Source organism: Horticoccus luteus, from assembly GCF_019464535.1.
In the GTDB taxonomy this organism is placed as follows: Bacteria; Verrucomicrobiota; Verrucomicrobiia; order Opitutales; family Opitutaceae; genus Horticoccus; species Horticoccus luteus.
In genome coordinates, this window is record NZ_CP080507.1 from 803,981 (window position 1) to 823,533 (window position 19,553).

15 protein-coding genes are annotated in these 19,553 nt (G+C 64.7%); 10 read left to right on the forward strand and 5 right to left on the reverse strand.

All coding sequences use genetic code 11. The features are described 5' to 3' along the window. Nucleotides 1-41 precede the first annotated feature (41 nt). The gene (locus tag K0B96_RS03200; RefSeq protein ID WP_220163799.1) at nt 42-791 is read right to left on the reverse strand and encodes a tRNA-uridine aminocarboxypropyltransferase; all 750 of its coding nucleotides are present in this window, start codon (nt 789-791) and stop codon (nt 42-44) included. Nucleotides 792-1,041: 250 nt separating this feature from the next. Between K0B96_RS03200 and K0B96_RS03205 the strand changes: the two genes are divergently transcribed. From K0B96_RS03205 to K0B96_RS03235, 7 genes are all read left to right on the forward strand, one after another. Then, entirely contained in the window at nt 1,042-3,180 is a 2,139-nt protein-coding gene (locus K0B96_RS03205) for a DNA gyrase/topoisomerase IV subunit A (protein WP_220163801.1), read from the forward strand. A 193-nt stretch (nt 3,181-3,373) separates the two neighbouring features. Then, nucleotides 3,374-4,555, forward strand: coding sequence for a thiolase family protein (locus tag K0B96_RS03210; RefSeq protein ID WP_220163803.1), 1,182 nt, complete (start codon nt 3,374-3,376; stop codon nt 4,553-4,555). A gap of 89 nt (nt 4,556-4,644) precedes the next feature. After that, nucleotides 4,645-5,991 (forward strand): 3-oxoacid CoA-transferase subunit B, encoded by a 1,347-nt coding sequence (locus K0B96_RS03215; RefSeq protein ID WP_220163804.1) that lies wholly within the window; start codon nt 4,645-4,647, stop codon nt 5,989-5,991. An 18-nt stretch (nt 5,992-6,009) separates the two neighbouring features. Further along, nucleotides 6,010-6,792: a 3-hydroxybutyrate dehydrogenase gene (locus K0B96_RS03220; protein ID WP_220163807.1), complete on the forward strand. Its 783-nt coding sequence runs from the start codon at nt 6,010-6,012 to the stop codon at nt 6,790-6,792. Nucleotides 6,793-7,015: 223 nt separating this feature from the next. Then, the gene (locus K0B96_RS03225) at nt 7,016-7,846 is read left to right on the forward strand and encodes a class I fructose-bisphosphate aldolase (RefSeq protein ID WP_220163808.1); all 831 of its coding nucleotides are present in this window, start codon (nt 7,016-7,018) and stop codon (nt 7,844-7,846) included. After that, a complete protein-coding gene (locus K0B96_RS03230; protein WP_220163810.1) occupies nt 7,843-8,979 on the forward strand; it encodes a Gfo/Idh/MocA family protein in 1,137 nt (378 codons plus the stop codon). Before K0B96_RS03225 ends, K0B96_RS03230 begins: the two co-directional genes overlap by 4 nt. Before the next feature lie 68 nt (nt 8,980-9,047). Continuing rightward, nucleotides 9,048-10,103 carry a carbohydrate kinase family protein gene (locus K0B96_RS03235; RefSeq protein WP_220163819.1) on the forward strand — a complete coding sequence of 352 codons (1,056 nt, stop codon included), beginning with the start codon at nt 9,048-9,050 and terminating at the stop codon, nt 10,101-10,103. Nucleotides 10,104-10,159: 56 nt separating this feature from the next. Here K0B96_RS03235 and K0B96_RS03240 read toward each other — a convergent pair whose 3' ends face one another. The 4 genes from K0B96_RS03240 to K0B96_RS03255 all read right to left on the reverse strand — a co-directional run bounded on the left by K0B96_RS03240 (nt 10,160) and on the right by K0B96_RS03255 (nt 16,167). Then, nucleotides 10,160-13,189 (reverse strand): efflux RND transporter permease subunit, encoded by a 3,030-nt coding sequence (locus K0B96_RS03240; RefSeq protein WP_220163821.1) that lies wholly within the window; start codon nt 13,187-13,189, stop codon nt 10,160-10,162. Between the two features lie 14 nt (nt 13,190-13,203). Next, nucleotides 13,204-14,313, reverse strand: coding sequence for an efflux RND transporter periplasmic adaptor subunit (locus K0B96_RS03245; protein ID WP_220163823.1), 1,110 nt, complete (start codon nt 14,311-14,313; stop codon nt 13,204-13,206). Then, nucleotides 14,310-15,563 (reverse strand): TolC family protein, encoded by a 1,254-nt coding sequence (locus K0B96_RS03250; protein ID WP_220163825.1) that lies wholly within the window; start codon nt 15,561-15,563, stop codon nt 14,310-14,312. The genes K0B96_RS03245 and K0B96_RS03250 overlap by 4 nt, the downstream gene beginning before the upstream one ends. Before the next feature lie 238 nt (nt 15,564-15,801). Continuing rightward, nucleotides 15,802-16,167, reverse strand: coding sequence for a PepSY domain-containing protein (locus K0B96_RS03255; protein ID WP_220163827.1), 366 nt, complete (start codon nt 16,165-16,167; stop codon nt 15,802-15,804). Nucleotides 16,168-16,320: 153 nt separating this feature from the next. On the opposite strand from K0B96_RS03255, the gene K0B96_RS03260 reads away from it, so the two are divergent. The 3 genes from K0B96_RS03260 to K0B96_RS03270 all read left to right on the forward strand — a co-directional run bounded on the left by K0B96_RS03260 (nt 16,321) and on the right by K0B96_RS03270 (nt 19,542). Further along, a complete protein-coding gene (locus K0B96_RS03260; protein WP_220163829.1) occupies nt 16,321-17,340 on the forward strand; it encodes a YncE family protein in 1,020 nt (339 codons plus the stop codon). A gap of 113 nt (nt 17,341-17,453) precedes the next feature. Next, complete coding sequence (locus tag K0B96_RS03265; protein WP_220163831.1) at nt 17,454-18,140, forward strand: response regulator transcription factor; 687 nt, start codon at nt 17,454-17,456, stop codon at nt 18,138-18,140. A 4-nt stretch (nt 18,141-18,144) separates the two neighbouring features. Then, nucleotides 18,145-19,542, forward strand: coding sequence for an ATP-binding protein (locus K0B96_RS03270; protein ID WP_220163833.1), 1,398 nt, complete (start codon nt 18,145-18,147; stop codon nt 19,540-19,542). Nucleotides 19,543-19,553 lie beyond the last annotated feature (11 nt).

Consider the following 19,553-nt stretch of genomic DNA (forward strand, 5'->3'; position numbering starts at 1 on the left):
GCGGATGCCCGGGCGGGAGTGGAGACCGAAACATGGACGGATCAGGTGGGCGGATGGGCGGGCGGCGGCGTGGTGGTGGGCGGGCCGAAGATGCGGCGGCGTTTGGCGCCGGGCTTCGGCGGGGGCGGCGTGCAGCGGGGGGACTTTTTGCGTGGCGCGTGGCGCTGGCGGCCGAGGCGGGCGGACTCGGCGGCGAAGGCGAGTTGCACGTCTTGCATGCGTTGAAAGAGCCCGAGGAGTTGATCGGGCATCGCGTAGTGATCGAGGCCGGAGCGATCGAGGGCGAGGAGGAGTTCGTGCGTGGCTTCGAGGGTGGAGAGACAGGCGGCCTCGGGTTGGTGTTTGATCACGTAGCGGCTGGGTGCGGCGGCGGAAAACATGATGCGCGGCAGGCGGCGCAGGCTGGGGCTGTCGCGCCAGATGTGGCGGACGAGGTGCCAGGTGGCGTCGAGGAGGAAGACGACAAGGCGGCGTCCGCCGGTGTCGGCCGGGGTGAATTCGCCTTTGGAGAGATCGCGGGCGTCGCGGGTGGGATAGAGAAGAACGGGGAAGTTGGCGGGGTCGTTGATGAGCGCCTGCACGGCGGGGTGGTCGTCGAACGCGGTGCCGGAGTAGAGTTCGCTGTCGGCGAGGCAAAGGTGGGTGAGGCGGCCGGTGGCGGCTTTGGCGCGTTTGAATTCCTCGGGGTGGAGGAGAAAAACGAATTTGGTGCGCGAGGGCATGGGCGTGATCGAGCCGCACCAGCAGAGCGGTTGCGGCCAGAAACAGCGGTAGCACATCGGGCGACTCATGAAGGCGGAGGACGATTGCGGGCGCGGGCCCAGAACGGAAGTTTTTCCTGCGCGGAGGGGAGAGACGAAGCGCGCGGCGACGGAGACGTTGGGGCAGGCGGACGGTGCGCGGGTGGCATCCGGCCGGACGGGCATGAAAGAACGGATGACGGGGCGGAGGCTGGCGTGGGAATGGGGAAAGTTTTGCGGCTGAAACAAACCTATCGCCAAGCAGCAGGGGACTGCTTTTCGTGGCGGGCTCTCTCGTTCGATGCCGAAGAAAAAAGCGCCCAAATCCGACCCACAATCCGAGTTACCGCTCAGCGCCGCGGAATCATCCGGGCCGTCGCCCGCCGAGGAGACTGAGACGCCGGGTGGCACAGCCGAGGCTACGCCGGAAGTCGGCGTCGTGCCTGACGACGCAACGCCGCCGAGCGGACGCGGCAACGCGGTGGCCGTCAACGAGTCCGATGCGCCGCTCGCGGCGAGTTATCGCAGTTGGTTTTTGGAGTATGCGAGCTACGTGATTCTCGATCGCGCGGTGCCGCACATCGACGACGGACTCAAGCCCGTGCAGCGCCGCATCCTGCACACGTTGTGGGAAATGGATGACGGGCGTTTTCACAAGGTGGCCAACGTGGTGGGCGCGGCGATGCGTTATCATCCGCATGGCGATGCGTCGATTGGCGCGGCGTTGGTGGGCATCGGTCAGCGCGGGTTCCTGATCGAGCCGCAGGGCAATTTCGGCAACACGCTGACGGGTGACGACGCGGCGGCGCCGCGTTACATCGAGGCGCGCCTGACGCCGTTTGCGCGGGATGTGTTGTTCAATCCGAAAACGACGACGTGGCAGCTCAGCTACGATGGTCGCAACCAGGAGCCGGTGACGCTGCCGGCGAAGTTTCCTCTCGTGCTGCTCGATGGCGCGGAAGGCATTGCGGTCGGTCTCGCGACGAAGATTCTGCCGCACAATTTCAACGATCTTTGCCGCGCATCGATCAACCACCTGCAGGGAAAACGGTTTCGCATCGTGCCTGATTTCCCGACGGGCGGCATTGCGGATTTTTCGGAATACAATGACGGCGAGCGCGGCGGGAAAGTGAAGATCCGCGCGAAGATTGAAGTGCGCAGCAAATACCTGCTCGCGATCACGGAGCTGCCCTTCGGCACGACGACGGAGTCGCTCATCGAGTCGATTCTCGCGGCGAATGCGAAGGGCAAGATCAAGATCAAGCACGTCGACGACAACACGGCGGACCAGGTGGAGATCCTCGTGCACCTGCCGGCGGGGAGCGATCCGGAGAAGCTGATCCAGCAGCTTTACGTTTTCACCTCGTGCCAGATGGCGATTTCGCCGGCGGCGTGCGTGATCGAAAACGACAAGCCGCATTTCCTCGGCGTGTCGGAGATCGTGCGCCGAAGCACGGACAAGACGGTGGCGTTGTTGAAGCGCGAACTGGAAATCAGGCTCGGCGAACTCGAGCAGCAGTGGCACTGGGATTCGCTGGAGCGGATCTTCATCGAGGAACGCATTTACCGGCGCATCGAGAAATCGACGACGTGGGAGAACGTGTTGAGCGAGATTCGCGAAGGCTTGAAGCCGTTCGTGAAAAACCTGCGGCGCGAGGTGACCGAGGAGGATATCGAGCGGCTGACGGAGATCCGCATCAAACGCATCTCGGCCTACAATCGGTTCCAGGCGGATGAGGCGATGAAGCGGATCGAAGCGGAGATGAAGGAGGTGAAGCACCACCTCAAGAATCTCACGGCTTACGCGATCGACTGGTTCGAGCGTCTGCAGGAAAAATATGGCAAGGGCCTCAAGCGCCGCACGCAATACGACGAGATCGAGCAGATCAGCGCGGCGCAGGTCGTGTCGGCCAACCAGCGGCTCTACGTGAACCGCGAGGAAGGGTTCATCGGCCTCAACTGGCGGCAGCACGAATTCGTGCAGGAGTGCACGATTCTCGACAGCGTGTTGTGCATCATGCGCGACGGTTCCCTCAAGGTCGCGAAGGTGGCCGACAAGGTGTTCATGGGCCGCGATATCATCCATCTGGCGATCTGGCCGGCGGAGGGGGATGCGAATTTCTACACGATGCTCTACCAGGACAAGGAGAGCGGGAAAGCGTTTGCGAAGCGTTTCCAGATCGGCGGTCTGTCGCGCGACAAGCTCTACCTGCTGGTGAAATCGGAAGGCTCGAAGGTGCTTTATTTCGACGTCAGCAAGACGGAGAAGGAGATGCCGAAAAAGCTGCATGTGGCGTTGGATGGCCGCAGCGGTGCGCGCGTGCGCGAGTTGGACTTTGATCTCACGGCGGTGCCGGTCAGCACGCGCAACGCAAAAGGACTGACGGTCACCAAGTGGCCGGTGAAGGACGTGAAGCGGATGGATCTCGCGTTGAAATAAGCGCGGGAAGCGGAGCGCTGCGGCGGCGGGCCGGCGGCGCGCTGGCTGAGCCACGCTGCAGGAGGGGGCGTTCCCGCAAGCCGCGGCATGCGGGCGGCGGCCGGGAAAGGCGGGCCGCAAAATTGTCCGTCTTTATCTGGCGGCGGAATCGAAGGGCGTGCATCTTCGCTCCTATCGAACCCCGCTACTCCCCATGGATAATTCTGCTGTCATCCTTTCCGCCACGCGGACGCCGATCGGCGCTTTTCAGGGATCGCTCGCCAGCCGGCCGGCCGCGCAACTCGGTGCGGCCGCGTTGAAGGGCGCGATCACGCAGGCGGGCATCTCGCCTGAGGACGTGACGGATGTGCTGATGGGTAACGTGCTGCAAGCCGGGCAAGGTCAGGCGCCTGCGCGTCAGGCGGCGCTGGCGGCGGGGCTGCCATCGTCGGTGCGGTGTGTGACAGTCCACAAGGTCTGCGGCTCGGGTTTGCAGACGATCCTGCAAGCGGCCCACGGGTTGGCGGCGGGCGCCGGGAAAGTGTATCTGGCAGGAGGGATGGAATCGATGTCGCAGGCACCCTACTTGTTACCGAAGGCGCGGGAGGGCTTCCGGCTCGGGCATCAGCAGGTGATCGATTCGATCGTGAGCGATGGGTTATGGGATCCTTATAACAACCTGCATATGGGCGGCTGCGCGGAGCAGTGCGCGGCGAAATATCAATTTACCCGCGAGCAACAGGATGCATTTGCGAGCGAGAGTTTCCGGCGGGCGAACGCGGCGCAAAAGGAGGGGCTCTTCGCCGCCGAGATCACGCCGGTCGAATGGACGGACGCGCGCGGAGCGGCGGTGAAAGTGGAGACGGATGAAGGACCGGGAAAGGTGCGGTATGATAAAATCCCGACGTTGAAACCGGCGTTCCAAAAAGACGGCACGATCACCGCGGCCAATGCTTCCTCGCTCAACGACGGGGCGGCGGCGGTGGCGCTGACGACGGCCGCGTGGGCGAAGGAGCGGCAGGTGAAGCCGCTCGCGCGCATCGTCGCGTTTGGCGCTCACGCCCAAGATCCGGTGTGGTTCACGACGGCGCCGGTGCCCGCTGCGAAGCAAGTGCTGGCGGCCGCCGGGTGGAGCGTTGAGAGCGTCGATCTCTGGGAAGTGAACGAAGCGTTTGCCGTCGTGCCCATGGCGTTCAGCCGGGAACTGGGTGTGTCGGCGGAGCGTTTGAATGTGCGCGGAGGCGCGGTGGCGCTGGGTCACCCGATCGGGGCGAGCGGGGCGCGGATCGTGGTGACGTTGCTGGCGAGCCTGCGTGCCCGCGGATTGAAGCGGGGCATCGCGGCGATTTGCATTGGCGGCGGCGAAGGTCTGGCCATCGGAGTGGAGCTCCTGTGAGGCCGGCCGGAGCAGGGAGACAACGCAGCGCAAGGGCGGGCGGAGTGGTTTCGCGGGGCGGCACGGACGCGCAACGTATTTAATTTTTTATGAGCAAACAATATTCCAGTGCGTCGGAGGCGTTGCACGGCTTGCTGCGCGACAACATCACGATCGCCGCCGGTGGATTTGGGCTCTGCGGCATCCCCGAAAACCTGATCGCGGCGGTGAAGGAGAGTGGCGTGAAGGGCCTGACGATCGTCGGTAACAATGCGGGCGTGGACGGTTTCGGGATGGGCATGCTGCTCAACCAGCGCCAAGTGCGGAAGGTGTTGGCGTCATACGTGGGCGAGAACAAGGAATTCGAGCGGCAGGTGCTGGCGGGCGAGCTGGAGCTGGAGCTCGTGCCGCAAGGAACACTCGCCGAACGACTGCGCGCGGGCGGGGCGGGGATTCCGGGATTCTACACGCGCACGGCAGTCGGGACAAAACTCGCCGAGGGCCGGGAAACGAAAACGTTTGAGGGGCGGGACTACGTTCTCGAGCGCGGGATCCGGGCGGATGTGGCCTTGGTGAAGGCGTGGAAAGGCGACAAGGCCGGGAACTTGATTTATCGGAAAACGGCGCGGAATTTTAATCCGATGATTGCGACCTGCGGCGCGGTCTGTGTGGCCGAAGTTGAGGAGCTCGTTGAAGTGGGGGAGCTCAATCCGGATGAAATTCACACGCCGGGCATCTACGTGCACCGGATTGTGCAGGGAGTCGGCTACGAGAAGCGCATCGAGTTTCGCACGGTGCAGGGCAGTGCCGCGTCAAAGAAGGAGTCGCCTATCCGCGAGTTGATGGCTCGGCGCGCGGCGCAAGAATTGCGCGATGGATATTACGTTAACCTGGGGATCGGTATTCCCACGCTGGTCGCAAACTTCATTCCCGCCGGCATGAACGTCACGTTGCAGTCCGAAAACGGATTGCTGGGCATCGGACCGTTTCCCGCGGATGCGGCGGTGGACGCGGATTTGATCAACGCGGGCAAGCAGACGGTCACCACGATTGCGGGTTCGGCGTTTTTCTCGAGCGCCGATTCCTTTGCCATGATTCGCGGCGGACACATCAACCTCTCGATTTTGGGCGCGTTGGAAGTGGCGGAGAATGGAGACATCGCGAATTGGATGGTGCCGGGAAAAATGGTGAAGGGGCCGGGTGGTGCGATGGATCTGGTGGCGGGGGTAAAACGGGTTGTGGCGGTGATGGAGCACTGCGCGAAAACGGGGGCCTCGAAAATTCTCCGGCAATGCACGTTGCCGATCACGGGCAAGGGAGTCGTCTCGCTGATCATCACCGATCTCTGTGTGTTCGAAGTAAAGCCGGGCGGTGGCCTGCGCCTGCTTGAGCTGCATCCCGGCGTGACATTGGACGAGGTGCGCACGAAAACCGAGGCGGCGTTCGACACGCCCTAACCCCACGCATCGACGTCCATGTTACGAGGAAAGACGGCGCTAGTCACAGGCTCCACGAGCGGCATTGGATGGGCCGTTGCGCAGGCCTTCGCGCAGCAGGGGATGAATGTGATGTTGCACGGTTTGGGCGATCCGGACGCGAACGAAGCACTGCGGGCGCGCTTGGAAAGAGAGGCGGAGGTGCGCGTGAAATTACACAGCGCCAATCTTGCGGAGCCGGCGGAGGCGGAGCGGTTGGTGATCGATACAGCGTCCCAGTTGGGTGGGATCGATATTTTGGTTAACAACGCTGGAATCCAGTTCGTCGCCGCGGTCGAGGAATTTCCGCCGGAGCGCTGGACCGAGATTCAAAATGTGGTGCTCAACGCGTCGTTTCGCGCGACGCGCGCCGCCGTGCCGGAGATGCGTCGTCGCGGGTGGGGGCGGATATTGAACATTGCTTCAGCGCACGGCGTGGTGGCTTCACCGTTTAAGAGCGCTTACGTCGCGGCGAAGCATGCCCAGGTTGGCCTGACGAAGAGTGTGGCGTTGGAGCTCGCGGAAACGGGCATCACGTGTAACGCGATCTGTCCCGGCTACGTGAGGACACCGTTGGTCGAAAACCAAATCGATGCGCAAGCCAAGGTGCACGGTCTGTCGCGCGAGCGGGTGGTGCGCGACGTGATTTTGGCGGCTCAGCCGACGAAGCGCTTCATCGAGGTCGAGGAAGTCGCGGCGCTGGCGGTCTTTCTTTGCGGCGATATGGCGCGGTCCATCACTGGTGCGGCGATCGCGATGGATGGCGGCTGGACCGCGCGATGAATGCGACCAAGGCGACTGGCCGGCCCCGCCCGCGCCCACGCGGCCCACGTCAGCGCGGATGGTGAGCGGGCGGCAGGGGTGAATTGTGCGGCTGGCCGCGACGTGCGATGTGGCAAAAACGCTCGTGCCGCTGCCCGGCATCTGAAAGAAGCCAGCTCAGAAGCGGCCGGGGCCGTTGCAAGGAGAAGAGCAAGCGCCGCCGCACATCGATCAACTTTTGCGTATGAAAGAAGCACGTCTCAATCGACTATTTAATCCCCAAACACGCCGCTGTTTCGACGTCGCGATCGATCACGGCTTCTTCAATGAAGCCACGTTCCTCGCCGGCATTGAGGATATGCCCGCCACGATTGCGACATTGGTCGAAGCGGCGCCGGACGCCATCCAGCTCACGGTAGCGCAGGCACGGCATTTGCAAACCCTGCCTGTGCGGCCGAAGCCGGCGCTGGTTTTGCGCACAGATGTCGCCAATGTCTATGGACGAAAGTTGCCGCGCACGTTGTTCTCGCGAGTGCTGGAAGACGCCGTACTGCAGGCGGTGCGGCTCGACGCGGCCTGCGTCGTGGTGAACTTGTTTCGGATTCCGGATGAGCCGGAAATTGGCGACCAGTGCGTGCGCAACATCCTGGCGCTCAAACCGGCGTGCGACCATTACGGGATGCCGCTGATGATTGAGCCGTTGGTGTTTCAACCCAACGAACGCGCCGGTGGTTACATGGTCGATGGCGATCGTGAAAAGATCGTGCCGTTGGTGCGGCAGGCAGTCGAACTGGGCGCGGACATTATCAAGGCGGATCCGACGGATAATCCGGAAGACTATCATCAAGTGGTGCAGACGACCGGAGGGATTCCGGTCTTGGTGCGAGGTGGGAGCAAAGCACCGGAACGGGAGATCCTCACGCGCACGGCGGCGCTGTTGCAGCAGGGCGTCGCGGGCATCGTGTATGGCCGCAATATCATTCAGCACCGTTCGCCGGGCGCGATGACGAGGGCGTTGATGGCTATCTTGCACGAGCAGGCGACGGTGGCGCAAGCGATGGAGATCCTCGCATGAGCGCCTCCGATAATCCTGTGGTGCGCGTGGGCGTGATTGGCGCCGGATTGATGGGACGCGAAGTCGCCAGCGCTTTTGGTCGCTGGTTCGCGTTGCTGGATTGTCCGGTGCGGCCTGAGTTGGTGGCCGTGTGCGACGTCAATCCAGCCGCGTTGGATTGGTTCCGGCAGGTGCCTTCTGTCCGGCACTTTTGCGCCACGCATCACGAGCTGTTGGCGTGCGAGGACGTCGATGTCGTCTACGCCGCGGTGCCGCATCATTTGCACGAGCAAATCTATTTGGACGTGCTGCGCGCAGGAAAGGATCTGCTGGCGGAAAAGCCGTTCGGGATCGACTTGCGGGCGGCGCGCGCGATTCGGGAGGAGGGCGAACGGCTGGGGCGGTTCGTGCGGGTTTCGTCGGAGTTTCCCTTTCTGCCCGGCGCGCAACGGGTGATGAAATTTGTTCAAGGCAACGATCTGGGAGCACTGTTATCCATTCGCAGCCGGTTCCTTCATTCCAGTGATCTTGATCCGAAGAAGCCGATCAATTGGAAGCGAATCACCCAGTTTTGCGGCGAGGCGGGAGTGATGAATGACCTGGGGTTGCACGTGGCGCATGTGCCGCTGCGGTTGGGTTGGCGGCCATTGTGGGTCTATGCACAACTGCAGAAGATATATGAATCCCGCCCGGACGGGAAAGGAGGCACCGCGAAGTGCGATACCTGGGATAACGCCATGGTCCATGGTACGGCGCAAATCGCCGGGCAATCAGTGCCGCTGTCGCTGGAGATGAAACGGATGGCGCCGACGGAAACCAATACGTGGGAAATCGAGGTGCTCGGAACCGATCGGGGCGTGCGATATTCCACCAAAGAGCCGAAGACGCTCTGGCAGTATTCCCGGGCGGAGGAGCAATCGTGGTCCAAGGTCGACTTGGGATTTGCGATGCCGTTCAAAACGATCACGGGGGGGATTTTTGAGCCGGGGTTCCCCGACCTCTTGCAGCAGATGTGGGCGGCTTTTCTCGCCGAGCGGGCGGGGAAGCTGGAGGGCCGTTTCGGTTGTGCGACGCCTGCCGAAGCGGTCGCGCATCATGAGATCTGGACGGCGGCGCTGCTGAGCCATGTGGAGCAACGCGTGGTGAGCGTGTGAAGCGCTCGGGCCATGCACGCTCATTCACTTGAACGGAGGCTTTCACGGTGGCACCAAGCTCATCGGCGATGATTGCTTCTTCCAACTCCGACCGGCGCGGCCTATTGGCGGCGGGAAACTTTATAGTTGATCACGTCAAAACCATCGACGTGTGGCCGAAGCAGGACGCGCTCGCAAATATTGTGGGCGAAGTTTCGGCGAACGGCGGGTCGCCGTATAATATTCTCATCAATCTGACGAAACTCGGTGCGGCGTTTCCGCTGCAAGCGGCCGGTTGCGTGGGCGCGGATGCCAACGGCGCCTTCGTGCGCGAGCATTGCCGGAGCGCCGGGATCGCGGTCGGGCAACTGCACGAATTGCGCGATGCGGCCACGAGTTATACCGATGTGATGACGGTGCGCTCCGACGGGCGGCGGACGTTTTTCCATCAACGCGGCGCCAATGCGCGTTTTGGACGAGAACATGTGGATTTCACGGTGACGCGGGCCAGGCACTTCCATTTGGGCTATATGCTTTTGCTCGATGCCTTGGATGCGTTGGATGACGCCGGTAAGCCCGGTCACGCCGATCTTCTCGCCCGGGCGCGCGCGGCGGGACTGACGACGTCGGTGGACTGCGTGAGCGAGGAGAGCGACCGATTCGCATCCATCCTTTTGGGCACGTTGCCCGAGGTGGACCTGTTGTTCGCCAACGATTTTGAGGCGGAAAAACTCACGGGGTTGAGGCTCGGCCGCGGTGAAGAAGTGGAGCCGGAGCAGTTTCGGCGCGCGGCGGCAGAACTGCTGCGGCTGGGCGTGCGTCAGGTGGTGGTGATTCACGCGCCAGAGGGCGTGTGTGCCGTCACGAAGAGTGGTGAAGCGCGGTGGCAGCCGAGTGTGGCTTTGCCGGGGCGGATGATTGCCGGGGCCGCCGGCGCGGGTGATGCATTGGCGGCGGGTGTCCTGTATGGGTGGCACGAAGGCTGGCCGCTGGAACGTGCCCTTGAACTGGGCACCTGCGCGGCCGCTGCGTCGTTAACGCACGCCTCGTGCAGCGAAGGGGTGCGGACGGTGGAAGAAAGTCTGCGCTTCGGCCGGGAGCTGGGTTTCCGCGGCGCCGGCCAGCGGTGGTCAACGGGGAATTGACCAGAGAGATAGGCGGGCAGGCAGGCGTTTGGTTGCCGCGAAGCGGCACACGCCAATCAAGTGGTGGGTGGCCTTGGGTGGCGGAGCGAGAGCAGGACAGGCAGGACGATCAGGACGACGGGCATTTGCAACAGCAGGCCGGACACGATCGCGATTGCGAGGGGCTGCTGCATCGCAGAGCCGGCGCCGAGACCGAGGGCCAGCGGCAAGAGTGCGAGGATGGCGGCAAACGTCGTCATGGTGATGGGCCGCAGGCGATTTACGCCGGCTTGCACGAGCGCGTCCGCCGTCGGAAGGTCCGCGGGTAGCGATTCGAATTCCGACACGTAGAAAATCGCCACCTCGGTCGCGATGCCGACGATCATCGTCAGACCCATCATCGAGGAGATGTTCAATTCGGTGTGTGTGAGCCAGAGGCCGATCATCACCGCCGAGAGCGCGAGGAGGGTGGACACGAGCATGGCGCCAGCCGTGAAGAAACTCTCGTAGAGGAAAAGCAGCAGTAGGAACACGAGGGCGACCGCCGCGCCAAAGACGAGCATGAGCCCCGTGAAGGCCGAGCGCTGTTGCGCATACGTGCCGCCGAGGGCGAAATACATTCCGGCGGGCACGGTGCCCGGGCGCCGCAGAGCGGCTTGCACGTCGCGAATCGTCGAACCGAGATCGCGACCACTGATTCGCGCCGTCACCGCCAGCATACGTTTCAGGTTGTCCCGGCTGATTTGGGGCTGGCCCACCACGCGGGAGATGGCGGCGACACGCTGCGCGGGAAAATAGTGCCCATCCGGCGCGCGCAATCGCAGGCGCGCGATGTCTTCGGCCGTGCGGCGCTCGTCGGTGGGAATCCAGACGCGGATGCCGACCAGCTTGGGCCCTTGTTCGATCTTGGTGGTCGTCTCGGCTCCTCCGAGCAGGTCCGCCAGTTGGGTCGTGATCGCCTGCGGATCCATGCCTTCACGAGCCGCCAAGTCGCGGTCGACGGTGATGTTGAGGGCATCGCCCGCGAGCACGATGCCATCCTTCACGTCCACGACACCGGGGATGCGGCCGATGGCGTCGGCGACATGCGGCGCGGTGCGTTGGAGCAAGGCGCCGTCGTCCGCATAGAGTTTGATCTCGATCGGCTGCGGCACCGCGGTGAGATCGCCGATCAGATCCTCCATCAGCTCTGCCATTTCAATTTCCAAGCCGGGCACCGTCGCGTGCACTTTGGTGCGCACTTCGTCGATGACATCGTCGATGTCGCGGCGGGGCGGCGGCTTGAGCCGGATGAAGAAATCGCCCTCGTTCGCTTCGGTCAGCCCGCCGCCCAACTGCAAACCGGTGCGGCGCGAATAGGTCTCCACCTCGGGGGTCGCTTGGAGGATGGCTTCAACCTGGCTCAGCAGCCGGTCGGTCTCCGTGAGCGAGGTGCCGGAGGCGGCGCGGTAATCGAGAATGAAGCCGCCCTCGTCCATCGACGGCATGAACCCGGAGCCCACCTGCCGGTAGCCGAACCACGCCGCCACCAGGAGCGGGCCGATGCCGAGCAGAATCAGCGCCGGGCGGCCGAGCACCCGCCGCATCAGCCGGTCGTAGGCGCGGTGCACCCGCGTGGTAAGCGCGCCGCCTTCGCGTTGCTGCGCATCCTTCGCCGTGAGAAAATGGTCGGCGAGAATGGGCACGGCGAGCCATGCGAGCAAAAAGGAGATGACAAGGCTGGCCGCCATCGTCAGCGACAGGGCGCGAAAGAAAGCGCCCGTCACGCCGGATAAAAAGGCCAGCGGCGCAAAGATGATCACCGTTGACAGCGATGAGGCGACGAGCGGTTCGGTAAACTCCGCCGCGGCCGCCCAGACGCGCCCGTGATGGGGGCCGGTGCTCCCGCGCAACCGCCGCACCACATGCTCCACCATGACGATGGCATCGTCGATGATGAGCCCGACCGCCGCGGCCATGCCGCCGAGCGTCATGATATTGAAGCTGCCGTGCAGCAGCTTGAGCAGCAGCACTGTGGCCGCGAGCGAAGCGGGCACGCATACGATGGCGATGAGCGTGATTTTGCCGTTGCGCAGGAAGAGGAGCAGCACGGCGCCGGCGAGCAACACGCCGATCGCGACCGCATCGCGCACGCTCTTTTCGGCGGCGACGATCAACTGGCTCTGGTCATACCAGTTCGCGACCTTCACATCCGGTGGAAGCTGGCCGGTCACGCCTTTCAACTTGGCGCGGACGTCGGCGGCGATCTGCACCGTGTTGCCGCCGGGCTGCTGGTAAACCTGAAAGATGACAGCCTCCCGGCCGTCCGCCGTGACGCGCGTCCACTGGGGCTTGGTGGCGAGCGTCACCGTTCCGATGTCGGCGACGCGCAGGAGGCCGGCCGGGCGGGTGGTGAGGACGGTGGCGCCTAGTTGCTCGGCGGTCGCGAGACGGTTGTCCACGAGCGTGAGGTAGAGTTTGTAATGATCCTCAATGCGCCCGACGGCGCTGATGGTGTTGGCCGCGGAAAGCGCGCGGGCGACGTCGCCGACGGTCAGGCCGTGCGCCTCAAGCTGCGCCGGATCGATCGTCACGCGATACTCCGCTTCCGCTCCACCCAGCACGGCGACCTGGGCCACGCCGTCGACGGCCGAGAGCAACGGCCGCAACTGGTAGTAGGCGATATCGCGCAGCGCGACGAGAGAACGCCGGGATGAAGTGAGGCTGTAAGCGATCGACGGAAACACGGTCGGATCCATGCGGCGGGCCTCGAAGGTCGTGCCCGGCGGCAGCGAGGAAAGGGTGCGGTTGACGGCGGATTCCACCTGCAACAGCGCCGAGATCATGTCCGCGCCCCAATCGAAATTGATCGAAACTTCCGCGCTGCCGCGCGTCGACGCCGAACGGATGCTCCGCAGCCCGGGCACCGAGCGCACGGCGTTTTCGATCGGAATCGTCACCTCGGTCGTCATCCGCTCCACCGGTCGGTCACCGGCATCGAGACTGACGACAATGCGCGGAAAATCCACTTGGGGAAACAGCGATACGGGCAGCGTCCACGTGGCGCCGGCGCCGGCGAGAATGAGAATCGCGAGGAGAAATAGCACCGCGCGGCGGTGCGCTTGCATCCAGCCGATGAACATCACGGTTGCGGCGCCTTCGCGTCGGAGGGGTTGTCCGTTTGACCGTCGGCCGCGGGCGGCCCGACGTGCACCGCCATACCGTCTTCGAGTTCGTAGTTACCGAGGGTCACGACGGGTTCGCCGGCCTGCAAATCCGGACCGCTCACCGCGACGACATCGCCCGCCGTCACTCCGGCGTGCACCTCGTGGCGGACGGCCTTGCCGTCTTTCACGGTGAACAAAATCTCGCGATCACCATCCGGCAACAACGCGCGGCGCGGCGCCACGAGAGCTTTTTCGCGATGCACTTCGATCAAGGCCCGCACGTGTTCGCCGAGTAGAAACGGCGCGCCCGGCGGCAAGGGCGCGCGGGCGTCGATCGCGCCGGACACCGCATCAACGACGCGGCCGACGGTTCGCACGGTGGTGGTTGTAGCAGCGGTGTGGGGACGGGTGGCGGAAGTGAGCGTCACCTTTTGGCCGGCCGCCACACGGGTGGCGTCGGTCGCTTCGAGGCCGAGTTGCGCTTCCAAGCCATCGCCCGCGGTCACGGCGGCGAGCGGCGTGCCGGCGGCCACCCATGCGCCGGTCGTTGCGTCGACCTTGCTCACGAAGCCGTCCACCGGAGCGAGCACGCGGCCATCGCCGCCGGCGCCGCGCGCCAGGAGGCTGGCGACTTTCAGCTTCGCGTCCTGCGCGGCTTGCTGCGTGGTGAGAAGTTCGGTGCGCGTCGCGAGTTGCAGGTCGTAGCGCTGCTGGGTGTCAGCGCGGTTTTTTTCCGCCAGATCCGCCGCGCTGCGGGCGGAGTCCAGGGCGAGTTGCGCGTCGGGTGTCAGAGCGAGTTCCACGAGCACGTCGCCGGCGGCGACTCGCGTGCCCGGCGCGACCGCAACCCGGCGCACTACGCCGTCGAAGGTCGCGACGGCCATGCGTTCGCTCGACGGCGCGGCGGTCACGAGGCCGAAAGACGCGACGGTTTGCGCAATCTCCCGGAGCGCGAGAGGCGTGACTTCGACGGTCGCAGTGGTCGCGGGTTCAGGTGCGGGCTGCGGGGTCGCGCGGTGCCGCCACCAAAACCAGACCCCGAAAACCAGAGCGGCGAGAAGAAGGAGCAGAATAAATTTCTTCATGGCGATGCGGCCGCGACGCGGCGGTTAAGGAGCGGCTGGCCGGTGACGGTTTCGAGTCCGACCTCGAGTTCGAGGAGTGATTGCTGCAGCTGGCTTTGTTCGATGCGCCGCGTCGCGAGCGTGTCGCGTGCGTCCCGATACGCGGCGGGTGTCACGCTATGTCCGGCCAGCGCCCGGGCGAAGGAGGCGGCGAGTTGCTCCAATGCCGGCAGGGTCGCATCAATGGCGCCGAGTTCGGCGCGTGTGGCCGTGATCTGGGCGATGATTTGACCGACTTCCGAGCGCGCCTCGGCAACGCGGGCGACGTATTCCTCGAAGAGTTGCTGGCGGGTGGCACGGGCCACGGCGATCTGGCCCTGACCCCGGTCGAAGAGCGGCAGGTCGAGCGTGACACCGATGCTGTGGGTGTGGACGTCGCTGGTGTCGCGAGCGCGGGAGAGGCTGACATCGAGCCGGGGGAATTGGGCCTTTACGGCGGCGCGCAGCGTCGCTTCCTGGCTGGCGTAGCCGAGCTTGAGCGCGGCGAGGTCGAGGCGGCGCGTGGGCAAACCGTCCAGCGCCTGGGCGAGCGCATTTTCCGGGAGCGCAGGAAATCCGTCGTCGAGGTGGAGTTGAAGTGGTTCATCGACGGGCTGGCCGAGGGCGAGGTTAAGCGCGGAACGGTCGACGAGAATCTGCTGCTCGAGCGCGAGGCGGTCGGCTTGCGCGCGGCGCCAGGCGTCGTTTGCCGGCGTGAGGTCGGGTGCCGGGCTCAAGCGTTGTTGCACGGCGCGCCGGGTTTCCTCCAGCGCTTCCGCGCGATCGGACTCGACGTCACGCGCCCACGGCAACCGTTGCTCCAGCGACCACAGACGAAAAGCGCGCATGCGCGCTTCCTGCGAGGCCTGCCATTCCTGCCACGCGATTGACAGGTCGAGTGCATCGGCGGTGGCGCGAGCGGCCGCCTTCACGTCGCCGTGCGCCAGCAGCGCCGTGACATCCCAGCTCACGCCGAGGCTGTCGCCGTTCACGAGCGTGGGATCGCCGCGGGCATCGACGCGATCAAACGAGGCGCTGAGTTGCGGATTTGGCAGGAGGCCGGCTTGGAGGAGTTGCGCGCGGGCGACGCCCCGCTGGGCGCGGAGCGCGCGTAATGCCGGACTGGTGATGACGACCATCACGGCGATTTCGTCGGGCGAAAATCCATCCCGCGCGTCGATGACCACGGGGCGGATAAGAGGGTGTTGCAGGTTTGCCGCGGCGACTTTCACTGCGGCCAAGTTGGGGGCTCGCAACGCGGCCGCGACGGCCGGCGCATCGAGGGGTTTCGGTTGATAGGTTGCGCAGCCGGTCACAGCCAGCACTCCGACCGCCAAGGCTCCGCGCCAGAACCGGGCAGTCGCGGGGAAGGTGGACCCGCGCGCACGAGTGGGGCGGCCAGAGCGGCGGCAAACCATGATGGCGCAGGAGGAGGGGAAGGAGGGAAGAGCAGGCGGCGCCGGAGACGGGTCAGTCGCGGTCGATATCGAGCACGGCTCCGTTGCCCGCATCGATTTCCACTTCGACGACGGTGTGTTGCGGCGTAACCACTTCGAACGAATACATCAGGCATCCGTCTTCGACTTCGAGTTCGCCTTTGATGACGTGTCCGGGAGCGGCGGCGAGCGCGGCGGTGAGTGCGCGTTCGAAGGAGATTTTCGCCCGGGCGGGCAAGTCAACCCGGCGGGGCGAGTCCGTTACCTGAATCGTGCCGGCGACGGGTTTACCGGCGTCCGCTTTTTCCGCGGACGCCCGCGAGGTCACCAGCATCAGAGCGGCGAGGCTGGCGACAAAGAAGAGAAAGCGTGGCTGATGCGGAATAGAGTAGGTTGACATAAGGAAAAGGGAGGGCTCGGGCCGACGCGAGAAGGGCCGGTTCTGGCAGCTATTTTAGCAGGGCCGACATTACGGCGAGATTACGCAGAAATCATTCGGCCGTCATCTCCCGCTCATGTGCCGCGTGCCATGATTTCCGTCATCAAATTCCCGATGAATGCCTTATCCCGTGTTTTGCTGATCGCGAGTTTCTCGCTCGTCCCGATGGCGGCGGCCCACGCCGCCGATGTTTATCGTTTCACGCATGAAATTCCCATCGGCGGCGAAGGGGGATGGGACTATTTGTCGGTGGAGCCGGCATCGCACCGACTGTTTGTGAGTCATGCGTCCAGAGTGGTGGTCATCGACACGCGGAAGGACGCGATCGTCGGCGAGATCGCGGACACGCCAGGCGTCCACGGCGTGGCGCCCGCACCGGAGTTGGGGCTGGGCTTCGTCAGCAATGGACGGGCCGACAATGTCAGCATCGTGGAACTCGCGACGTTAAAAACAGTGGGTCATGTCGCGACGGGAAAGAATCCCGACGCGATCCTCTACGAGCCGGAGCGCCGCGAAGTCTATGCTTTCAACGGTCATGGCCAGTCGGTGACGGTGTTTGCCGCGGCGGGCGGCAAGGTGGTGGCAACTATTCCGCTCGGAGGGAAACCAGAGTTCGCGCAGGCCGACGGGGGGCGTGTCTTCGTCAACCTCGAAGACAAAAACGAAGTGGCCGTGATTGCGACCGCGACGCACGCAGTCATCGCTCGCTGGCCGATCGCGCCCGACGAGGAGGCCAGCGGGATGGCCATCGACCACGAACATCACCGCTTGTTTTTGGGTTGCGGGAATGCCCGGCTGCTTGTGCTCGACAGCACTGACGGTCGCGTGGTGGCGAGCCTGCCCGCTGGGGCCGGCATCGACGCCGCGGCATTCGATCCGGGAACGCAGCTCGCGTTTGTCTCCAATGGGCACGACGGCACGGTGACGGTGGTGCATGAAGATTCCCCGGAGCGGTTTGCGGTGGTCCAGACTCTCCCCACGCAACGCAGCGCCCGCACGCTCGCGGTCGATCCGGTATCGCATAAACTCTATCTGGCCGCCGCGCTGTTTCACCCGGCGGAGGCGGGTCGGCGCCCGGCGATGATCGCAGGAAGCATGAAGGTGCTGGTCTACAGCCTGGTTCCGGCGCGGTGAGGCCGGGGCCGCAGGAAGCCCAGCGCCAGCGAGGCGGCGACTCGCCTTCTCCGTGCCGGAGGTGCTAGGAGAGGTTGCGTTCGCCCGCTCATGCATCGTCCTTTGCCCCTGTCATGCGACTCCTGATCGTCGAAGATTCGTCCCGCCTGCAGCGGACGCTGGCCATGGCGTTCCGTCGTTCAGGCTACGCGGTGGATGTCGCCGGCGATGGTGAGGAAGGGTTGTGGCTGGCGGAGTTGAATGACTACGATGCAATCGTGCTCGACTTGATGCTGCCGAAGCGGGACGGCATCGATGTGCTCCGCACGCTGCGCACCCGCGGCCGGACGACGCACATCCTCCTGCTGACGGCGCGCGATACCGTGGCCGACCGCGTCGCGGGTTTGGCCGATGGCGCGGACGATTACCTGGTAAAACCGTTTGCGCTGGAGGAGCTGCTCGCACGGGTGCAGGCGCTGTGCCGGCGGGCCTACGGTTCGAAGCAGCCGCACTTGGTGGTGGGGGATCTCGAAGTCGATTTCGCCCAACGTCAGGCCCGGCGTGGCGGGCTAGAACTCGACCTCACGGCTCGGGAATACCAGTTGCTCGAGTATCTGGCGCGGCGCGGAGGAGAGGTTGTTACCCGTGCGGAAATAGAAGCGCACATCTACGACGGCCAGGTGGACCCGATGAGCAACGTCGTCGATTCCGCGATTTGCGGGCTGCGCAAAAAAATCGCGTTCAGTCCCGCCGCGGCGCCGCTCATCCACACCCGGCGCGGGCTCGGCTATGTGCTGAGCGCGCGGTCCGACGCCGCTTAGGGCGATGAAATCGATTCGCCGGCAACTCACTCGCCAGCTCGTGCTATCGTTTGCCGCGCTCGTCGGTGTGGGCATGATCGGCGTCTACGTGGCCGGCCGGCATGTGTTGATGAAATCGCTGGAGACCAATTTGCGCGTGAGCGCGGTGTCGGTGGCGGCGTTGGCCGAAATCGAGAACGGGACGGTGCAATTCGATTTTTCCCCGGACTTTCTGGCGACCTATCGCTGGCGACCCGCGCGCAATTATTTTCAAGTCACCGATGAACGGGCGAGAACGCTCGCCCGGTCGCCCTCGCTCGCGGCGGCAGACCTGCCATGGCGGGAGGGAGGGACGCCGGCGCGGCCGGTGTATTTCGATGTGAGACTGCCGAACGGCCGGGCGGGCCGGGCGGCGGCCGTGCGATTTCAAGTGACCGAGGGCCGGATCCCGGGCGGCGTCGACTCGGACCTGCGCCTCGTGGTGGCGACGGATCGGACGGGAATCAACGAGACTCTCGCCGGTCTGATGGCGATCGTGACCGGGTGCGGTGTCCTTCTGCTGACTGCGATTCTAATCGTCGTGCCACGCGTGCTGGCGCGGGGACTGGCGCCGCTCGACGAGTTGGGCGATCAGGCGGCGCGGATCGACGCGGACTCTCTGGCGTTTCGTTTCGCTGTCGATCGACTGCCTGCGGAGCTGCAGCCGATCGCACGGCGGCTCAACGATCTGCTCGGGCGGCTGGAAAGCTCGTTTGAACGGGAGCGCCGGTTCAGCGCCGATCTCGCTCATGAATTGCGCACGCCGCTCGCCGAGCTGCGCACGCTGGCCGAGTGCGCACTCAAGTGGCCGGACCAACGCGACCCGGCGTTTGAGGTGGAGGTGCTCGCGGTGGCGACTCAGATGGAAACGCTCGCGACGCGAATGCTCGCGCTGGCGCGGAGCGAGCACGGACAACTCAGGGTGGAGTGCACGGCCGTGGAGATAGGGCCGGCCCTGGCGGAAGCGTGGCAGGCGCTGCAGCGGCGTGCGGCGGCGCGCGGGCTTCGCGTCAGGTTGACCGTCGCACCGGCCACAGTCGCGGCAGATGAAGCGATGCTGTCGGCGGTGGTGACGAACCTGTTCGACAACGCGGTCGAATACGCGGCGCCGGACGGCGAAGTGCGCGTCACCGGCCGCGTGACGCCGCGTGGCTACGTGCTGGAGGTGGCCAACGTCGCTCCGCAATTGGGCGCGGAAGACGTGGCGCGTTTTTTCGATCGGTTTTGGCGCAAGGAGTCGGCGCGCAGCGGCGGAATTCATCTCGGGCTCGGGCTCAATCTCGCTCGGGCTTTCGCCGAAGCGATGGGCTGGACGCTGACGGCGGATCTCGACGGGGAAGGGTGGGTCCGGTTTTCACTGACGGGTTCGCGCATCGGCCACTAGAAGGAAAACAT